Annotated in this window: 17 protein-coding genes; 5 read left to right on the forward strand and 12 right to left on the reverse strand. The window is 42.4% G+C overall.

Annotated features, from left to right (window positions below; all coding sequences use genetic code 11):
- The 11 genes from IQQ51_RS15905 to IQQ51_RS15955 all read right to left on the reverse strand — a co-directional run bounded on the left by IQQ51_RS15905 (position 1) and on the right by IQQ51_RS15955 (position 9648).
- Positions 1-1452 (reverse strand): CpaF family protein, encoded by a 1452-nt coding sequence (locus IQQ51_RS15905; RefSeq protein ID WP_048664540.1) that lies wholly within the window; start codon positions 1450-1452, stop codon positions 1-3.
- A 33-nt stretch (positions 1453-1485) separates the two neighbouring features.
- On the reverse strand, positions 1486-2706 hold the full coding sequence (locus IQQ51_RS15910) for an AAA family ATPase (RefSeq protein WP_048658131.1): 1221 nt from the start codon (positions 2704-2706) through the stop codon (positions 1486-1488).
- A gap of 26 nt (positions 2707-2732) precedes the next feature.
- The gene (locus tag IQQ51_RS15915) at positions 2733-3230 is read right to left on the reverse strand and encodes a TadE/TadG family type IV pilus assembly protein (RefSeq protein WP_048658132.1); all 498 of its coding nucleotides are present in this window, start codon (positions 3228-3230) and stop codon (positions 2733-2735) included.
- The gene (locus IQQ51_RS15920) at positions 3230-3658 is read right to left on the reverse strand and encodes a TadE/TadG family type IV pilus assembly protein (RefSeq protein WP_050633934.1); all 429 of its coding nucleotides are present in this window, start codon (positions 3656-3658) and stop codon (positions 3230-3232) included. The genes IQQ51_RS15915 and IQQ51_RS15920 overlap by 1 nt, the downstream gene beginning before the upstream one ends.
- A 2-nt stretch (positions 3659-3660) precedes the next feature.
- A complete protein-coding gene (locus IQQ51_RS15925; RefSeq protein WP_050633933.1) occupies positions 3661-4923 on the reverse strand; it encodes a TadE/TadG family type IV pilus assembly protein in 1263 nt (420 codons plus the stop codon).
- 16 nt (positions 4924-4939) lie between these two features.
- Positions 4940-5236 carry a hypothetical protein gene (locus IQQ51_RS15930; RefSeq protein ID WP_170930205.1) on the reverse strand — a complete coding sequence of 99 codons (297 nt, stop codon included), beginning with the start codon at positions 5234-5236 and terminating at the stop codon, positions 4940-4942.
- Positions 5199-6653 carry a type II and III secretion system protein family protein gene (locus IQQ51_RS15935; RefSeq protein ID WP_193841570.1) on the reverse strand — a complete coding sequence of 485 codons (1455 nt, stop codon included), beginning with the start codon at positions 6651-6653 and terminating at the stop codon, positions 5199-5201. The genes IQQ51_RS15930 and IQQ51_RS15935 overlap by 38 nt, the downstream gene beginning before the upstream one ends.
- An 8-nt stretch (positions 6654-6661) precedes the next feature.
- Positions 6662-7411 carry a Flp pilus assembly protein CpaB gene (cpaB, locus tag IQQ51_RS15940; protein WP_048605624.1) on the reverse strand — a complete coding sequence of 250 codons (750 nt, stop codon included), beginning with the start codon at positions 7409-7411 and terminating at the stop codon, positions 6662-6664.
- Entirely contained in the window at positions 7404-8753 is a 1350-nt protein-coding gene (locus IQQ51_RS15945) for an AAA family ATPase (RefSeq protein WP_193841571.1), read from the reverse strand. Before IQQ51_RS15945 ends, cpaB begins: the two co-directional genes overlap by 8 nt.
- A gap of 36 nt (positions 8754-8789) precedes the next feature.
- Positions 8790-9320: a prepilin peptidase gene (locus IQQ51_RS15950; RefSeq protein ID WP_017080021.1), complete on the reverse strand. Its 531-nt coding sequence runs from the start codon at positions 9318-9320 to the stop codon at positions 8790-8792.
- 157 nt (positions 9321-9477) lie between these two features.
- Entirely contained in the window at positions 9478-9648 is a 171-nt protein-coding gene (locus IQQ51_RS15955) for a Flp family type IVb pilin (RefSeq protein WP_004734461.1), read from the reverse strand.
- A 194-nt stretch (positions 9649-9842) separates the two neighbouring features.
- On the opposite strand from IQQ51_RS15955, the gene IQQ51_RS15960 reads away from it, so the two are divergent.
- The 3 genes from IQQ51_RS15960 (at position 9843) to IQQ51_RS15970 (ending at position 13613) form a co-directional block, all read left to right on the forward strand.
- Positions 9843-10586: a helix-turn-helix domain-containing protein gene (locus tag IQQ51_RS15960; protein ID WP_132762134.1), complete on the forward strand. Its 744-nt coding sequence runs from the start codon at positions 9843-9845 to the stop codon at positions 10584-10586.
- 93 nt (positions 10587-10679) lie between these two features.
- Complete coding sequence (locus IQQ51_RS15965) at positions 10680-12368, forward strand: AMP-binding protein (protein WP_193841572.1); 1689 nt, start codon at positions 10680-10682, stop codon at positions 12366-12368.
- 339 nt (positions 12369-12707) lie between these two features.
- On the forward strand, positions 12708-13613 hold the full coding sequence (locus tag IQQ51_RS15970; RefSeq protein WP_193841573.1) for a LysR substrate-binding domain-containing protein: 906 nt from the start codon (positions 12708-12710) through the stop codon (positions 13611-13613).
- A gap of 130 nt (positions 13614-13743) precedes the next feature.
- Here the strand turns inward: IQQ51_RS15970 and IQQ51_RS15975 are convergent, their stop codons facing one another.
- On the reverse strand, positions 13744-13950 hold the full coding sequence (locus IQQ51_RS15975; protein WP_086774896.1) for a DUF1127 domain-containing protein: 207 nt from the start codon (positions 13948-13950) through the stop codon (positions 13744-13746).
- A 103-nt stretch (positions 13951-14053) separates the two neighbouring features.
- On the opposite strand from IQQ51_RS15975, the gene IQQ51_RS15980 reads away from it, so the two are divergent.
- Both IQQ51_RS15980 and IQQ51_RS15985 read left to right on the forward strand, forming a co-directional pair.
- Complete coding sequence (locus IQQ51_RS15980; RefSeq protein ID WP_193841574.1) at positions 14054-15004, forward strand: LysR substrate-binding domain-containing protein; 951 nt, start codon at positions 14054-14056, stop codon at positions 15002-15004.
- 45 nt (positions 15005-15049) lie between these two features.
- A complete protein-coding gene (locus IQQ51_RS15985) occupies positions 15050-15262 on the forward strand; it encodes a VF530 family DNA-binding protein (protein ID WP_012604684.1) in 213 nt (70 codons plus the stop codon).
- Positions 15263-15431 lie beyond the last annotated feature (169 nt).

Below are 15431 nucleotides of genomic sequence, written 5' to 3' on the forward strand. Positions count from 1 at the left end.
TTAACCTTTGGTCTCACTAAAGAGCTCGAAAGGCAGATCGAGTCCACGTTTGACTAACTGGTCATGGTATTGAGGCACAACCCCCGTTGCTGTGAAATAACCGATAATATTGCCATCTTCATCAATACCTTTACGCTGAAAACGGAATATTTCAGACATCGTAATCACCTCACCTTCCATGCCGTTGATCTCTTGGATACTCACCATGCGACGCTTACCATCTTCTTGGCGTTCCATTTGAACAACAAGGTGGATAGCCGAAGCTATTTGAGCTCGTAAGTTTTTGGTTGATATGTTCCACCCAGCCATTGAGAACATGTTTTCGACACGACTCAAGGCATCACGAGGGGTATTCGCGTGAATGGTGGCAAGTGAACCATCATGACCCGTGTTCATCGCCGCTAGCATGTCAACGGCTTCGCTACCACGTACCTCCCCGACCACGATTCGATCAGGTCGCATACGTAAGGTATTTTTAACCAATTCGCGCTGACTGATTTCTCCTTTCCCTTCAAGGTTGGCAGGGCGGGTTTCTAAGCGAATGACATGAGGTTGTTGAAGTTGTAATTCCGCCGAGTCTTCTATGGTAATAATTCGTTGATCTCGAGGAATAAAGCCAGAAAAGATATTCAGTGTGGTTGTTTTCCCCGACCCTGTTCCTCCGGAGATTAAGATATTTAATTCACCTTTAACCGCAGCTTCGACAAACTTAGCCATCTGAGGAGACACTGAGTCATAGTCAATCAAGTTATCCATAGTCAAACGGTCAACAGCAAAGCGACGGATAGAAACGGAAGGACCATCAAGTGCGAGAGGTGGGATAATCGCATTAACACGTGAACCATCAACTAAGCGCGCATCTACCATAGGTGACGCTTCATCTATGCGGCGCCCTACTTGGCTTACTATGCGGTCGATAATGTTTCTCAGATGGCGGTCATCAAGAAAGGTATAGGGCGTTTTTTCGAGTTTACCTCTTCGCTCAACGTAAACACTTTTTGGGCCGTTGACCAATATATCTGACACGGTTTGATCAGCTAATAAAGGCTCTAACGGACCAAGGCCAAAAACCTCATCTTCTATCTGCTTGATAACCCGCTTGCGCCCTTCCGCGCTCAATGCATGGCTACCATCTTCAGCCATTAACTGTACGATGGCTTCGTGTAAATCGAGCTTAGCGCGCTCTTTCTCCAAGCTAGAAAGTAATCCTAAATCTAGGGTCTCCAGCAGCTGCTTATGAAAGAAGTGTTTGATTGAGAGCTCCTGCTCTAAAACCTTTCGAGCCTCATCAATCGCCTTCTCCTTTTCAACGCTCGCTTCCGTATTTCGAGAGTGACTAGACGCCTCAACATTGGATAAACGGTCAACAGGATTGGCATCTTCTGAATCATGCGAAATCTGTTCTACTTTTTTTTCAAACTCTGGATTTACATTTTTTCGTTTAAAGAACATCACAATCCCTCGTGTTTACTTTTCATCAACCCATTATGAAAACAACTTTTTCAGCCACCCTTTCTCTTCTTGTTCTGGTGGTGATAGAACATGAGACAAATCGATGATAGAGCGAGTAATAGAGCTTTTCTTTCTCGACTGAACTAAGGGCTGTCCCAAGTTGGCACTCTCCAGCGCAACTTTAAAATCGTTAGGCATAAGATGTATATTGTGATTACCCACCGCCTGCTCTACATCTTTTAACTTAATTGAATGTCGCTTTTCATAACGGTTGAGAATGACCTCTATTGAGTCACTTTGTAAGCCGTACTCAAATTTCAGAGATTTAATTAGTCGGCTTGTGTTTTTTACTGACACTAAGCTCTGTTGCAAAACCAAAAGTACTTTCGTCGCAGGTGATATTGCTGATGCAAACACGTGATCTAAGCCTCTAGACAGATCAATGATCACATAAGGGTAAAAGCGACGCAGAATTGGAAGTAATCTGCCAATTTTCTGAGCCTGTTCGAAATCATCTGCGTTATTCTCATGCTTAAAGCTTAGAACATGGAGACCTGATTCGTGTTTATTTACCAATGACCCCAAAGACATTTCATCCAAATCATTAGAACTGTTGATCGCATCCGAAACACTATAAGTGGGGGTTATGTTCAAATAATCAGGTATCACGCCAAATTGAAGATCGATATCGAGTAAAAGTACTTCGTTAGGATGTTGCGTGGCCATCTCAATGGCAGTATTTAACGCTAAGGTGGTTGCACCCATCCCTCCTTTGGTGTTCAAAAACAAGATAAACTCTCCGTAACTGGAGTTCTCAAGCTTTTCAGAGGCCGTTTTCTTCAAGAGTGGCAGTAGGTCAGATAGGGTCACATTGTGAGACAAAAAATCTGAAGCTCCTAAACGCAGTGCGATTTTTAGTGACCCATTATCACTTTCATCACCGAGCACAACTAAAGACAAGTCCTTGTCTTCTAAAGACAAATCATACCCTTGCAACTCAACCATTTTTTGCGCCCAATTCCCGTGAGCTTCAACGAAAATAAGCTCTGGAACATCCGCACTTTTTAAGTATTCCTCACTCATTGCCGCAAGAGAAAACGACGTCACATGAACATTTCGGCATTTTTTTAGCTCTTGAGTCATATGCAAATGAAAGGCGTCAGTGCTGTAGACCAACCAAACCTTTAGATTCGTTCTTAAACGCGTCATATCCTTATCGTTTTCATTAGGCGTTATTTTGATCGCTTCCCCCATATATTCATCTCCTTTTAAATAACCGCTTATGGGCACCGATTTTTGATGTCTGTGCCAGCTTCAGCCCTTACCACCCCTAAGCTTTCTGCTGGCAGTATTGTTTCAAACGCAGGGGCTGCAAGAAATCCATTATTTCCTAGAAAGCTTAGGTTACTGATTAACTGAATGCCATAACCCGTAGCCCTAGCACGCACAAATTTAATGGTGCCAAATCCGGGATTAGTCTCGTAACCAGACGTAATTTCACTACCGCTCGCGTCTAAGTAAGCCACTTCTAAATTCGCATTAGTAAACCCAACAAGAGGAATATCATTCACCACCATTCCCGCAATATTATCTCTATCAAGGACGTAGCATACCGTCGCTAATCTAGCGGCCTTCCTCGTCGCCTCACTGACCATTTGCAGCGAAAATATATAGGCACCCAACGCTAAAATGAGAAAGAGCAGTAGAAAAATTAACGATGAGACTAAAGTGAACTCAATAATGGCCAGCCCTTTGATTCGTCTTTTAAGCCTCTTCATCACAATACCCTCATCACCGAAGTGACACTTAACGGAATAGAAAAACTTGTGGCGGATAAAGGAATAGACAGAAACAACGGCACATAGTCATATGTCACGCTGACTCGCACATAGCTGTCAATAGAGGGTGGTGTTACTGTTACATCCGATGTCGTCAATGTAGATAGTACTGCCGTCCCCACGCTGCTCTGACCGTAAACCACCACATTTTGAATCTCCAAAGTTGGTGCAATAGTGCCACCTTTAGTATCGTAAACCTCACTAACAGCATATCGTGCGCCATTTTGTACAGATTTAGAGATAACATTGTAGTGAATCAGAATATTGCCAAGCTCAATCACCAACCCCAAAAAAAACAGTAGCACAGGGGTAGCAATAACCATCTCTACAGCAGCAAAACCACGTTGATGTTTATTAGATAGTGCCATAATTACGACTCCCCGCTATCAGGATCCTTATACAAAACAATCCTGTAAGCCCCTTCGGTTGTCGACTGATTACTACTAGAGCCACCAGTAACACTGCAAGAATGTATAAACTCACCAAAAACGGCGGGTGTACCTGAGTTGTTCGTTGGTGCTTTTTGCAACAAGAAAAAGCAGCCAATTTTATTCACTGTAAAGTCGGTAGAGCCGCCACTTTTACCCGAGCAGTCCACCATAGGTATAGGTAAAATACGACGCCAAGCAACACCATTAGATGCGCACCCAGCACCGCCACTTGCTATACAGGCATTGGTATCTAACTTATATTGAGCGTAATCGTAGCTATCATCGAAAGTGATCTCTCCGGTATTGGCATCAATCGTTATTTCATTGGTAGGTTCTGTGGTCACATAATCTGAAGGGTAATCAGATGCCGATAATCCACCGCCATAATCACCAAAACGAGTATTTAAGCCATCGCCTGTTGGACCAACCGTGCCGCCAGGTTTGGTTGTGATATCTTCACCAATTTTAACTGGCTGATCATAACTACCACCTAAGCCTTCTTTGATTGTGTTACCACCAGAACCAAAGTCCAGCAGGTGATAATTACCATTACCCATTTCAGATAGGCTACTGTCTCCAACCTTCAAGGCGTGAACGGTTCCAACTTCATAACCGAACACATTGGTTATCTCTTCACCGGTTTCGTCATGATAACCATCTTCATTAACATCATTATCAGAAGTACCATCACCAATACACACTCCAATGGGTACAACATTATTATAAGCTAGGCCTGAACTCGGCCCTGCAACAGCACTTGCCGATACCACTTTTTCAAGGCCAAACAGTTGAATAAAGAATTCATCCATCTCTAGTGCATCTACGCGAACACGCACATAAACATCATTATTTGCACCAAAAGTTGCACTGCCAGTAAAGTCCTGTGGATCATTAGAATAATCAATGTTTATAGAAGCAGTAGAGAAATCAATTTCTTGATTCCCAGTTGAAGCCGCCATGGCATTGAGTGCCGTACCCACTTCTGCGTCTACAGCATCTTTATCTTTACTATTGTCTAATATGGTTGCGGCAGCCAACGCTGCAGAATCGACTGCATTTTGTAAGCGCGTTTTATTTACAACCATATGGTTTATGTCTACAGCTAGCGCTGAGACAGCTAGAAAAACCAGCAAGGCAGCGGTAATCATCACCGCAACTAAGCCTTGTTGTTTTTTAGGGCTTTGTGATACTCGATACAACATATGAGTACCTCCAGATTTAGTTAAAATCTTCTAAGATCTGGCTACTACTTCCGGACAGATCATTTTCACCTCTGCCTACATATCTGTCGTAACCAGTCTGCATCCGCTCCCCTGTACCATCAGGTACTTCGAGTAAATTCTCTTGGGTCGCATTAGGGTTATACGTTTGCTCTGTTTTCACGAGTGCTACCGAGTGCCCTAAACGAGCATCGTTCGCACAGCCAACCAATAACATTGTGAGAAAGATCATCATTATTTTAGTCATATCTATCCCCTTATAAATCATGCCCAAATGAGCCTTCGCTACCACCATCGGTCGGTGATATATCCTGTGAAGCTTGAGATTGTTCTGAATCAGATTCAGACGGTTCAGCGATGTAAGCGCTTCGGCCTAACAAGTAATATTCCAAATCATTAGGATCAACAAAGGCATCAGTTGGTAACGTCACTTTCGTTCGGTCAATAGGTTTAGCGAGTCGAGGAGTAACAAGAATAACGAGCTCTGTTTCACCAGATACGTACTCTTGGCTATTGAAAAGCTGACCTAAAATCGGCACATCGCCAAAACCTGGCATCTTGTTACTGATGTCCCTAACATTCTCACTCAACAACCCCGCAATACCTATGGTTTGACCGTCGGCTAACTCAAGCGTCGACGATGCACTTCTTCGGGTAATTGGAGGGATAAAGTAAGTCGCATTGGTGGTACCAGGATCAATCGTTAACGAGCTACTATTGGCAATCTCACTCACATCAACCGCTAAGTTTAGGTTGATTTTTTTGTCACTGAGTACCGTGGGGATGAACTTTAAACCTACACCATATTCTTTATATTCAATGGTAATACCATCTTCGTCAGGCACCGGAATGGGAAACTCACCCCCCGCTAAAAACTCAGCCTTAGAACCACTTAATGCAGTTAAGTTCGGTTCAGCCAACACCTTAGCAACCCCGTTTTGTTTTGCTACGTCCAGTGCGAAAGTAAACAATGTATTACTATCAATGAAAGAACCTAAAATACCGTAATCAGTAGAGGTAGGAATATTGAAAATAGGGGTTGCACCTAACACACCGGCAGGGACTGAAGACGCCCCCCAAGAAAAGTCAGATCCACTGGTTTGGAAGAAATGGAAGTTCGCATCAAACTTTCTTACCAAGCTTCTTTGAACCTCAGCAACCGTTACCTCTAACATCACCTGCTGAGCCCCTCCGATCGACATCAAATTAATAACACCTGTCGCTGCAGCTTGTTCACTTCCACTTTCTTTTGATGCGTCAGCAGCCTGCCCTGACGAATAGGTTTCTGCGATTCGCATCGCCACATTCATTTGTTGTTGGTTACTGACCTGACCGCTCAATAATAGACGGTTCTGCGCACTGTGCACTTCGATAGTTTCATCAGGAAGGAACTCATATAATTTAGCTTTGAGGCTATTAAGATCATGAGTAACCTCAATGTTAATAGACTCAATCAACCGACCTCGAGAGTCCCAAGCCATTAGGTTTGTCGCACCTAATTTTTTACCAATTAAAAACACTTCATTTGATTTTAAAATTACAATATCTAAAACTTCAGGATCACCAAGAGAAACCTTCGCCGCTTTTCCCGACAGCACGACATGCGTAGATTTATGATGTGGAACCGTGACTGTTTTTCCCGTTTGCAACGCCGCTACACTGGCCGCCGAAATACAAATCAGGCTCAAAACACACGCAATTAATATTCTCATATTTCACCTCAATCCTTGACGCGCACATTAGATGTTTCTGTACCTTTGATAATGGTGACACTCGGTCTAGGCACATATCGACGAACCACTTTTTTCTCAACTTCATGTGGGTTTCTCAAAGTCAGCTGAATATCGCCTTTGCTTTTAGCCGTGAGAAGTTTCTCTGCCTCTTTCGGCGTCATCTCAAGTGTTACCGCTCGTACAATAATCGGACTGTTTTCTTTCGTTTTAGCTGTTTGGTCGACAGCCAAAACCTTAATGTCTTTTAATACTGTTTGAGTCGCTGCAGAGTTTTTTCCGTAAGAAACCGTATTAAGAATATCAACCTTGTTACCCGGCAATAAGAAACCCGCCACACCAATAACATCATCAACACGTATCGTTACCGCACGTTTATTTTCAGGGATAAGAGCTGCAAGCGTTGACCCTTCTCCTGGTACAGTAAATCGTAACTTGTGAAGCACCTCTCCCGCATAGACAGTATTCGCAACAACCTTGCCAATCAGCTCTGCTTTATCCGAATAGTTATTTTCATTAATCCAATCAACTTCCATCAATCTGGTGGTTAAAAACTGATCCTCGATAATAGTTCCGGCTTCAATTTCTTGTGATGCGACAACAACGGGGTGACGCTCGACCGTTTCAACTTCAACGGTTGGCTGAACTTGATCATCCATCCACTGCTTAGCAAAAAATACAGCCGCTAAGCCGAATACTACGGACAGTAAAAACAGTAGGAAAACTTGACTCTTATTCATTATTCTCTTCCTCGTGTCCATCAGAGGTAAAATAAACTTCCCATGCCATGGAAAGAATATCGAATGTGATAACAGGTGGGAGTTGCTCAAACGAAAGAATGTCTTTGCTTATACCAACGAGATCTTTCGGTAAACATGGGAAAAGTGGCACTTTTAGAAGCGTGTGCATTTGAGACAAACGCTCAAAAAAACCGTCTTGAAGCTCTACCTCTTTATCAGCAACGACACTCATCCATAAAGCTTCATAATCTCGCTGATTAAGTGGCTTGAATTCAATCTTGTAACCCAAACGACGTAAAAAGGCAGGATCGCTTATTTTCTTGGGGTTTAGATTGGTAGAAAAGGCAAGAGTTAATACAAATGGCATCGTTATCTGCTGACCATTAGGCAGCGACAAATAGTCGAAGGAATACTCCATCGGTACAATCCAACGATTAAGAAGCGCATCCACCGGCATGGGCTGACGACCAAGGTCATCAATGATAAAGATCCCATTATTTGCCATCATTTGTACAGGCGCTAACCAAACGCGACTGTTCTCTGAATGATTCACTTCAAGCATATCCATAGTAAGCTCACCACCCACCTGAATATTCGGTCTCTCACAGTTAAGCCAGCGCTTGTCGTACTGATCTTTGAGGGAAATGCTTTGATCGCTGCCGTTACTATCCAACGGTTTATGATGTTGTGCAGAAAACACTTTAATGATGTTGCCTAATGCATAAACTGCATAAGGAATGAAAACCGATGTATGCAGCGCATTGACAATGCGCGACGCTACAAATGTTTTACCCGTACCCGCATGCCCATACAGCAACAAGGCACGTCCAGAATTGATTGCAGGCCCTAGCACTGAAATCATTTTGTCGACACCATATACATCATCCAGAGCAGCTTCGACATGTGGTCTAGTGACTAGCTCTACTCTCAGGTCTTGCTGTTTGACCACATCACTGTATTGGTCAAGCGAAACTGGTGCGGGCCCTAAATAAGCATCACGTTTGAAGGCAAGATCAGCTTCTTCAAGCCCTTTCTCAGAAAGGGAGTAACGGACATGACTATGAGATGCCGATGAGAGAGAAAGGTTAGAGGTTGGTTGAAAAACTTCAATCAATGACTTTGTTCTTAACACAGCCAACGCGCTTTCAACAATATGTGTCACAACACACAAATAGTTAGAAAGTTCTAAAACATCCGATTTGGGATAGGCTGAAAGGTGCTTCAACACAAGGTTTTCTATAACAACTTCAGGAACACCCAGCATATCAAGAGATGTAGGAACGGCTGGGGCTGAAATTTGAGGCTTCAAAGTTGTTGGAGCAGTACGCCCTATAATATCCATATATTATTCCTCTCCACAAAGCTAACCAACAACAGTTCAAGTAAAGTAGCTATACATCGCTAATCCCATAACAACAGAGGGTGCAAAAGGCATCGTCACCTTATTTGAATACCTAGCGTGCAAACTAGCACTTTCATCTAATACTGGTGCTACCCCACCAAGCACAATTAGCTTATTTTCAAAATAGCCTTTGATACTAATGCTGTTCGAGTTGGCAAAGTTATATAGCAGGTAGAAAGTCCCGATCACTCCAGAAGAAAGTAAGATAAAGTACGATGCATCAAGTAATTGTCCCCATCCGAGATACATTCCCACAATACCTAATAGCTTCACATCTCCTGCAGACATTGCTCTTACAAAATATAAGAGTAGCCCAAAACAAAAAAACACTACGAATCCAACGAAGGACATTAAGAAAACATCAAAGCTGTAATTGCGGTTAAACATTGATAAGAAATACACAAACAAAAACATAATCAATATTTTATTTGGTATACGATGTTTCTCAACATCGTATACCGAAACTGCAATTAGCAATGCCCAAAAAACTGAAGGCTCATTAATCATATATTTAATTCATACACTCGAAAAAATGCTCTGGATTTTACTTAGTAAGGCTGTTGCCATCCCAGAAAAAACCAATCCTATTGCAATAACAAGTAAGGCAGCAGCGATAATGTAGGCAACCGAAGTAAGCCCTCTTTGCTGTCTCACTCCTTTTCGGTCATAAACCATTGACGATTGTATTCAGTTTAGCTGCTAGTGTAGTCCCTAAACCAGAAAATACGGTTGTCAAACCTAATACCAATAAAGCTGCACCGATTACATACTCGATTACAGTCAACCCTTCTTCATCTTTCATGAATTCTTTACAATTATTCAAAAACTTATCCATGATAACCTCTCCTTGATTTGTGTATCAGGCTTTGTTTACCTGTAAACTAAATCTAGAGGTGAGAGATATATTAGGTTAGGATTTTCTTGCCATTTACTTGCACTTTTTTGTGGTACTTCTAATCTAATTATTATGCATCTTAATTTATCTATTTTTAAACTCGAAGTTGAATATGAAATAGAGTTGGTATTTATATGAAAGTAGTAACACCTTTATTATCAGATAAAGACAGTGAATTTAATGCTGTTATTATCAATAAAATAAACCACTACTTCCCAATTGAAAATTATAAGCAAGATATATCTATAATCAGTAACTTAGATGTCAGACTGGTATTTTTCATCTTGAATAGACCGGATAAACTTCAACTACTTACAATGGCATTATCTATTTGTGAAAACTTGAACAAGCGAATAGTCATTATTTGCTCGGACCAGTTACCTAATATCGTTCGAAATCATAAGAATATATTTTTCATTATCGAAACAAACAGTAATCATCTGACCAGTACATTCGAAGAACTTAAGCGTAAAACACAGCATATCCTCGAACCTCACTTCGATTTCGACAGAGACATAAATAACAACAACCAACTGCCTACCAAATTGTTTACTTCTGAGGTTGTTAACTATGTTATGGATAACATAAACAAAGAAATCAGAGAAACGGAGGTCGCCGAGAAGTGCCATTGTTCAACAACCTACTTTTCGAAAAAGTTTCATCTACACTTTGGGGTAAGCTTTAGAGACTTTGTTTGTGACAAAAGAGTTCTACTAGCTAAAAAGTTGATTGAGGCGGATACCGAGTCAAAAATTGCTGTAATTGCCTATCAATGTGGATACAAGGATGTGTCGTATTTTTCGAGAATTTTTAAGAAAAGGACAGGTGTAACCCCAGCAAGTTACAGACGTGCCTGCACAGATAACAGAAAACGCTAATTTTACTCCCTAAAAGAAAAAATCATGGTACATTTAACATGATTTTAACAAAAATAACCAAAAATAACTTAGCGAAAAACATGGAGTTAGACAATGATTCAGCCTAACGAGTTTAGCCAAGAACAAGCAACAGCTCTCCCTACACCCAATGACATGATTTTAAAATGGGCAGAAGAACGCCCAGATGAAGTCTATTTGAAACAGATTATTAACCGCCAATTTGTCGAATTTACTTATAAAGAAGTAGCCGACAAAGCACTGAAACTGGCGTCAGCACTAGAAGGACTCGGAGCCCAACCTGGCGATCGAGTCGCTCTCGTATCGAAAAACTGTGCAGAGTGGTTCATCTGCGATCTTGCCATGATGTTAGGAGATTTTGTCAGCGTCCCAATCTTTCCAACAGCAGGTGCAGATACCATTCAGTACTGTATTGAACACAGTGAAAGTAAAATTGTGATTGCGGGTAAGCTTGACGATCCTAAAGCCACTCAAAAAGTACTTGATGACAATCCGAGCTTAGTAAGTATTTCACTGCCATACGACAGCACAGCGAAGTGCCAACACACTTTCGAACAGCTCATTGAGGCACATGAAGCATCAACCAAACGCCCTCAGCATCACGACGATAAGCTGATGTCACTTGTTTATACATCGGGTACATCAGGGCTACCAAAAGGCGCAATGCTCACCTACGGCGCGTTTACTTGGTCTGTTCAAAGGTTGATTGACCATATTGGAATCCAACCTGGCGATCGCCTGTTTTCTTACCTACCACTTGCGCATATTACAGAACGCGTTTACATCTTTGGTTCTTCAGTGATGGGGGGCGTGGTTACGGCTTTCCCTGAATCTTTAGACACCTTTATTGATGATGTGAAAATGCATCGCCCTACACTGTTTATTTCAGTTCCTCGCTTATGGACTCTGTTCCAGCAGCGAATCCAAGACAAATTACCACAGAAGAAACTGAACTTCTTACTGAAGATTCCGTTTATCAACAACATCATTAAGAAGAAACTTGCTGATGGCTTAGGGTTAGACCAAGCTCGCGTTCTTGGGTGTGGTTCTGCACCTGTATCACCCGCTCTACTCGCATGGTATGAGAGTGTTGGCCTGCACATTACCGAGGCATGGGGCATGACAGAGTCTTTCGCCTACAGTACGCTCAACTACCCATTCAGAGCCGATAAAATTGGTACAGTTGGTAATGCAGGTCCGGGGATCGAACTCAAAATAGCGGAAGACGAAGAAATTCTAGTTCGAGGCAAAGGCTTGTTCTCTGGTTACTACAAGAATGATATTGCAACCCAAGAGTCTTTTAACTCCGATGGCTGGCTACATACTGGTGATATCGGCGATATCGACAGCGAAGGTTACCTAACGATTCGTGGACGTAAGAAAGATACCTTTAAAACCGCTAAAGGTAAGTTTGTTGCCCCTGTACCAATCGAAAACAAACTGTTTGAGTACAGCCGCGTAGAAATGATGTGTTTGATAGGGCTTGGCCTACCAGGTCCAATCCTACTTGTGGTACCGCATGACTTCCCTAATTTCGATAGAGCTCGCTATGAGAAAACGACAAAGCGCGTTATCGAAAAAATGAACGAGCAGCTCGGTTCACATGAGAAGATCAAAGGTGTATTGATGATTAAGGAACCATGGAGCATTGAGAATGGCGTGTTAACCCCGACTCTCAAAATCAAGCGACATATCCTTGAGCAGAAATATCATGAAGTTGGTCATAACTGGCCGAAAGATAAACTGGTGGTTTGGGAAGAATAATCAAAATCGAGAGGGAGCCATTATGGCTCCTTTTTTTGTAAGCTCACATTATAAGTACTTAGTATAATCCGCAGCATCACTACTCTCGTAATCTAAGCCGACATCCTTTCTCATTCGATGACTTAACGATTTAGAGCAAACAACTTGTCTAGATTTAGCCCTCTTCCTCACTTTAGTATTCTCATTGATTTTAAGTACCTGAGTAACAAACCTTCCGACCCAACAGGTTATTGCTTTCATGTTCTCTCTCTTGTATTCCCTGTTTATTTATCGCTATTATGAAAACAACCTGTTCGATAATCGAACAACCATTATTAACAAGAACTATAAGCTGAGATTATGGACAATAGACTGCGTCACCTTTCAGGTCTCCGTTACTTTGAAGTTGCGGCTCGCTTGAGCAATTACAGCAAAGCGGCTGAAGAGCTGTTCGTCACTCAAGCAGCCGTCAGCCAGAAGATTCGACAGTTAGAAGAACAGGTTGGATGTAAGCTCTTTATTCGTAAGGGGCGTGCAATGACTTTGACGCATGAAGGGCACACACTTTTTAGACATGTCTCTGATGGATTTCAAGAGGTTCTGCTGGGGTTAAACAAGATCCAATCAGAACCTATTCAAGGGTTGCTTGTTGTTAGAACTCCCCCTTCTTTTGCTTCTCGTTGGTTACTGCCTAGGCTGTGGAAGTTCTCGGTAAAGCACCCAGAAATCCCAATTAAGGTGCTAACAGGGTCTGATACCCCAAATTTAAAACATGGTGAGATTGACGTGGCTATTCTGCAGGGCGAAGATCTGTGTGTTGAAGAAGGCTTGACTCTTGAGATGCTAATCAACGAACCGGTTTACCCTTTTTGTTCCCCTGAACTCGCAAACTCTTTGAACTTCACATCACCTGAACAACTCCTCAAATGTTGGCTGATTCAGTTTGATAGCGGTTGTTTCCCGTGGGAGGAATGGTTTAGGCAAGCAAACATATGGACTCAAAGCAGCACCATTCAGTGGATGGAAGTCGGTACCTTTGATATGGGGTTAACCACGGTCATGGCCGGTCACGGAGTTTGCTTGGCGACAGACAGCTTAGCCGGTGACTTCATCGAACGTGGCTTGCTAGTGAAACCCTTTGATATTGGCATGACACCAGGTGTTCAAGTCAACCTATGCTTTAACCCTAACTCCCCGAGAGAAGAGCGTATTACTGCGTTCACCAATTGGTTGCACGAAGAAGTAAACGAGCTATTGGAGAGTTAAATCTCATCTCCCACTTCTTTATATAAACCATAAACCTAACTCAACATAGTACGGTAACGTAAACCTCTCGACACCGACAAAACTATGTTGAGTTAAAGCAACATCGAGTTAAAAGCTACGTTGCCTTGAATCACTCCCAAAATGACTTCTTCAGTTCTTTCTCGACTTGTTCCGACGTAATCCCGATATCTCTCAGTAAATAATCGGGTAGCTCAGACAGCTGCCTTCTGGTTCTACGATTTTGAAAGTACAGGCCTAATTTAGAATAGAATTTCTTAATTGATAATGATGACAAAAATGAATGGTTGGCATTTGCTGTTGCTGTGATCGTATTCATAGCCTTTCTCCTGTTGATCTTTTGCTTTGTTATGGTCAATAATCGACCAACAGTGCAACATCGACAAACGATAGATACTGGCATTCAGTTAAGGAAAACTAATGTGAGAGAACGAACTCCACCATTCCAAGGGATCTATTACTTTTACACGGCGGCTGAAACAGGCAGTTTTAAACTCGCCGCACAGAAACTATTTGTCACGGCTGCGGCAGTCAGCCAACAAATTCGCCAACTTGAAGAGTGGTTAGGCGCAGATCTGTTTATTCGCCAACACCGAAAAATAGTATTAACCCATGAAGGCGAAGTACTGTACCTGCAAGCGAAGAAAGGCTTTGCCCATATTCAAGATGGGGTAAGACGCATCAACCAAGATCCTAACCCTACTCAGCTGTCGATCTCTACCGTGCCTTCCTTTGCTCAGCATTGGCTTGTACCGAGAATTGGCGACTTTCGCGATCGCCACCCTGATCTATCCATGCTAATTGAGCCGACCAATAAGCTAGTCACATTTGAAGATTCTAATGTCGATATCTGCGTTCGATATGGTCATGGAGACTACCCAAACATCGAATCACGTTGGTTGATGGACGAGGTCATTTACCCGGTTTGTCACCCTATCTATCAAGACAAACACGGCATCTATGACATCGACGATCTGCATAAGGCGGAACTGATTGAAGACCGTTGGCCTGATATGGATTGGAATCTCTGGTTACAAGTCGCAGGGGTAAGAGCGGGCCGCACATCATTACAATTTGATGGCTCTCATTTTGTGTTAGAAGGTGCGCTATCCGTTCAAGGTGTCGCGCTTGTTAAACACAGCTTGGTATACCGCTATTTACAAGAAAAGAAATTAGTGCGAATCGGAAACATCGCGCTGAAGCCTAAATACAATTACTTTTTGTGTGCGCCTCCGGGTTACTTTCATCGAGAAAAGATAAAACGTTTCGAAGAATGGATGCAGGCTCAGGTTAAATTATTTGGTGATACAGGTAGAGAAGAGCTTTCGATTATCCACACCGATTACGAACTCAAATGGTCGGATAATTCATAAGGCGAAACTGGTATACTTAGCTCAAATAAATGGCGAGAACATCTCATGACACAAGACAATAATCCACTTCACGGTATCACGCTACAAAAGCTACTGACTGAATTGGTTGAACATTACGGTTGGGAAGAGTTGAGTTACATGGTGAACATCAACTGCTTTAAAAAAGACCCGAGCATTAAATCGAGCTTAAAGTTTTTGCGTAAAACAGATTGGGCTCGTACCAAGGTAGAGCAGATTTACATCGACTTAAAGCGTTAGTCTCTCCCTACTTTATCTGTCCCGTGTTGATTAAATACGGGACAACCCCTGTGTCTACTTTTTAGGGGCCATATCAACATCAAATCTCGCATCTCGCATCTCGCATCTCGCATCTCGCATCTCGCATCTCGCATCTCGCATCTCGCATCTCGCATCTCGCATCTCGCAT

It is taken from the genome of Vibrio sp. OPT18, from assembly GCF_015163615.1.
GTDB classification, from domain to species: Bacteria; Pseudomonadota; Gammaproteobacteria; order Enterobacterales; family Vibrionaceae; genus Vibrio; species Vibrio coralliirubri.

Excerpts from the sequence above, each read along its gene's own strand:
- IQQ51_RS15925 (WP_050633933.1), bottom strand. The coding sequence starts at position 4,923 with ATGTTGTATCGAGTATCACAAAGCCCTAAAAAACAACAAGGCTTAGTT.
- IQQ51_RS15970 (WP_193841573.1), top strand. The coding sequence starts at position 12,708 with ATGGACAATAGACTGCGTCACCTTTCAGGTCTCCGTTACTTTGAAGTT.
- IQQ51_RS15950 (WP_017080021.1), bottom strand. The coding sequence starts at position 9,320 with ATGATTAATGAGCCTTCAGTTTTTTGGGCATTGCTAATTGCAGTTTCG.
- IQQ51_RS15955 (WP_004734461.1), bottom strand. The coding sequence starts at position 9,648 with ATGGATAAGTTTTTGAATAATTGTAAAGAATTCATGAAAGATGAAGAA.
- IQQ51_RS15975 (WP_086774896.1), bottom strand. The coding sequence starts at position 13,950 with ATGAATACGATCACAGCAACAGCAAATGCCAACCATTCATTTTTGTCA.
- IQQ51_RS15985 (WP_012604684.1), top strand. The coding sequence starts at position 15,050 with ATGACACAAGACAATAATCCACTTCACGGTATCACGCTACAAAAGCTA.
- IQQ51_RS15910 (WP_048658131.1), bottom strand. The coding sequence starts at position 2,706 with ATGGGGGAAGCGATCAAAATAACGCCTAATGAAAACGATAAGGATATG.
- IQQ51_RS15945 (WP_193841571.1), bottom strand. The coding sequence starts at position 8,753 with ATGGATATTATAGGGCGTACTGCTCCAACAACTTTGAAGCCTCAAATT.
- IQQ51_RS15920 (WP_050633934.1), bottom strand. The coding sequence starts at position 3,658 with ATGGCACTATCTAATAAACATCAACGTGGTTTTGCTGCTGTAGAGATG.
- IQQ51_RS15915 (WP_048658132.1), bottom strand. The coding sequence starts at position 3,230 with ATGAAGAGGCTTAAAAGACGAATCAAAGGGCTGGCCATTATTGAGTTC.
- cpaB (WP_048605624.1), bottom strand. The coding sequence starts at position 7,411 with ATGAATAAGAGTCAAGTTTTCCTACTGTTTTTACTGTCCGTAGTATTC.
- IQQ51_RS15905 (WP_048664540.1), bottom strand. The coding sequence starts at position 1,452 with ATGTTCTTTAAACGAAAAAATGTAAATCCAGAGTTTGAAAAAAAAGTA.
- IQQ51_RS15930 (WP_170930205.1), bottom strand. The coding sequence starts at position 5,236 with ATGGTGGTAGCGAAGGCTCATTTGGGCATGATTTATAAGGGGATAGAT.
- IQQ51_RS15960 (WP_132762134.1), top strand. The coding sequence starts at position 9,843 with ATGAAAGTAGTAACACCTTTATTATCAGATAAAGACAGTGAATTTAAT.
- IQQ51_RS15935 (WP_193841570.1), bottom strand. The coding sequence starts at position 6,653 with ATGAGAATATTAATTGCGTGTGTTTTGAGCCTGATTTGTATTTCGGCG.
- IQQ51_RS15965 (WP_193841572.1), top strand. The coding sequence starts at position 10,680 with ATGATTCAGCCTAACGAGTTTAGCCAAGAACAAGCAACAGCTCTCCCT.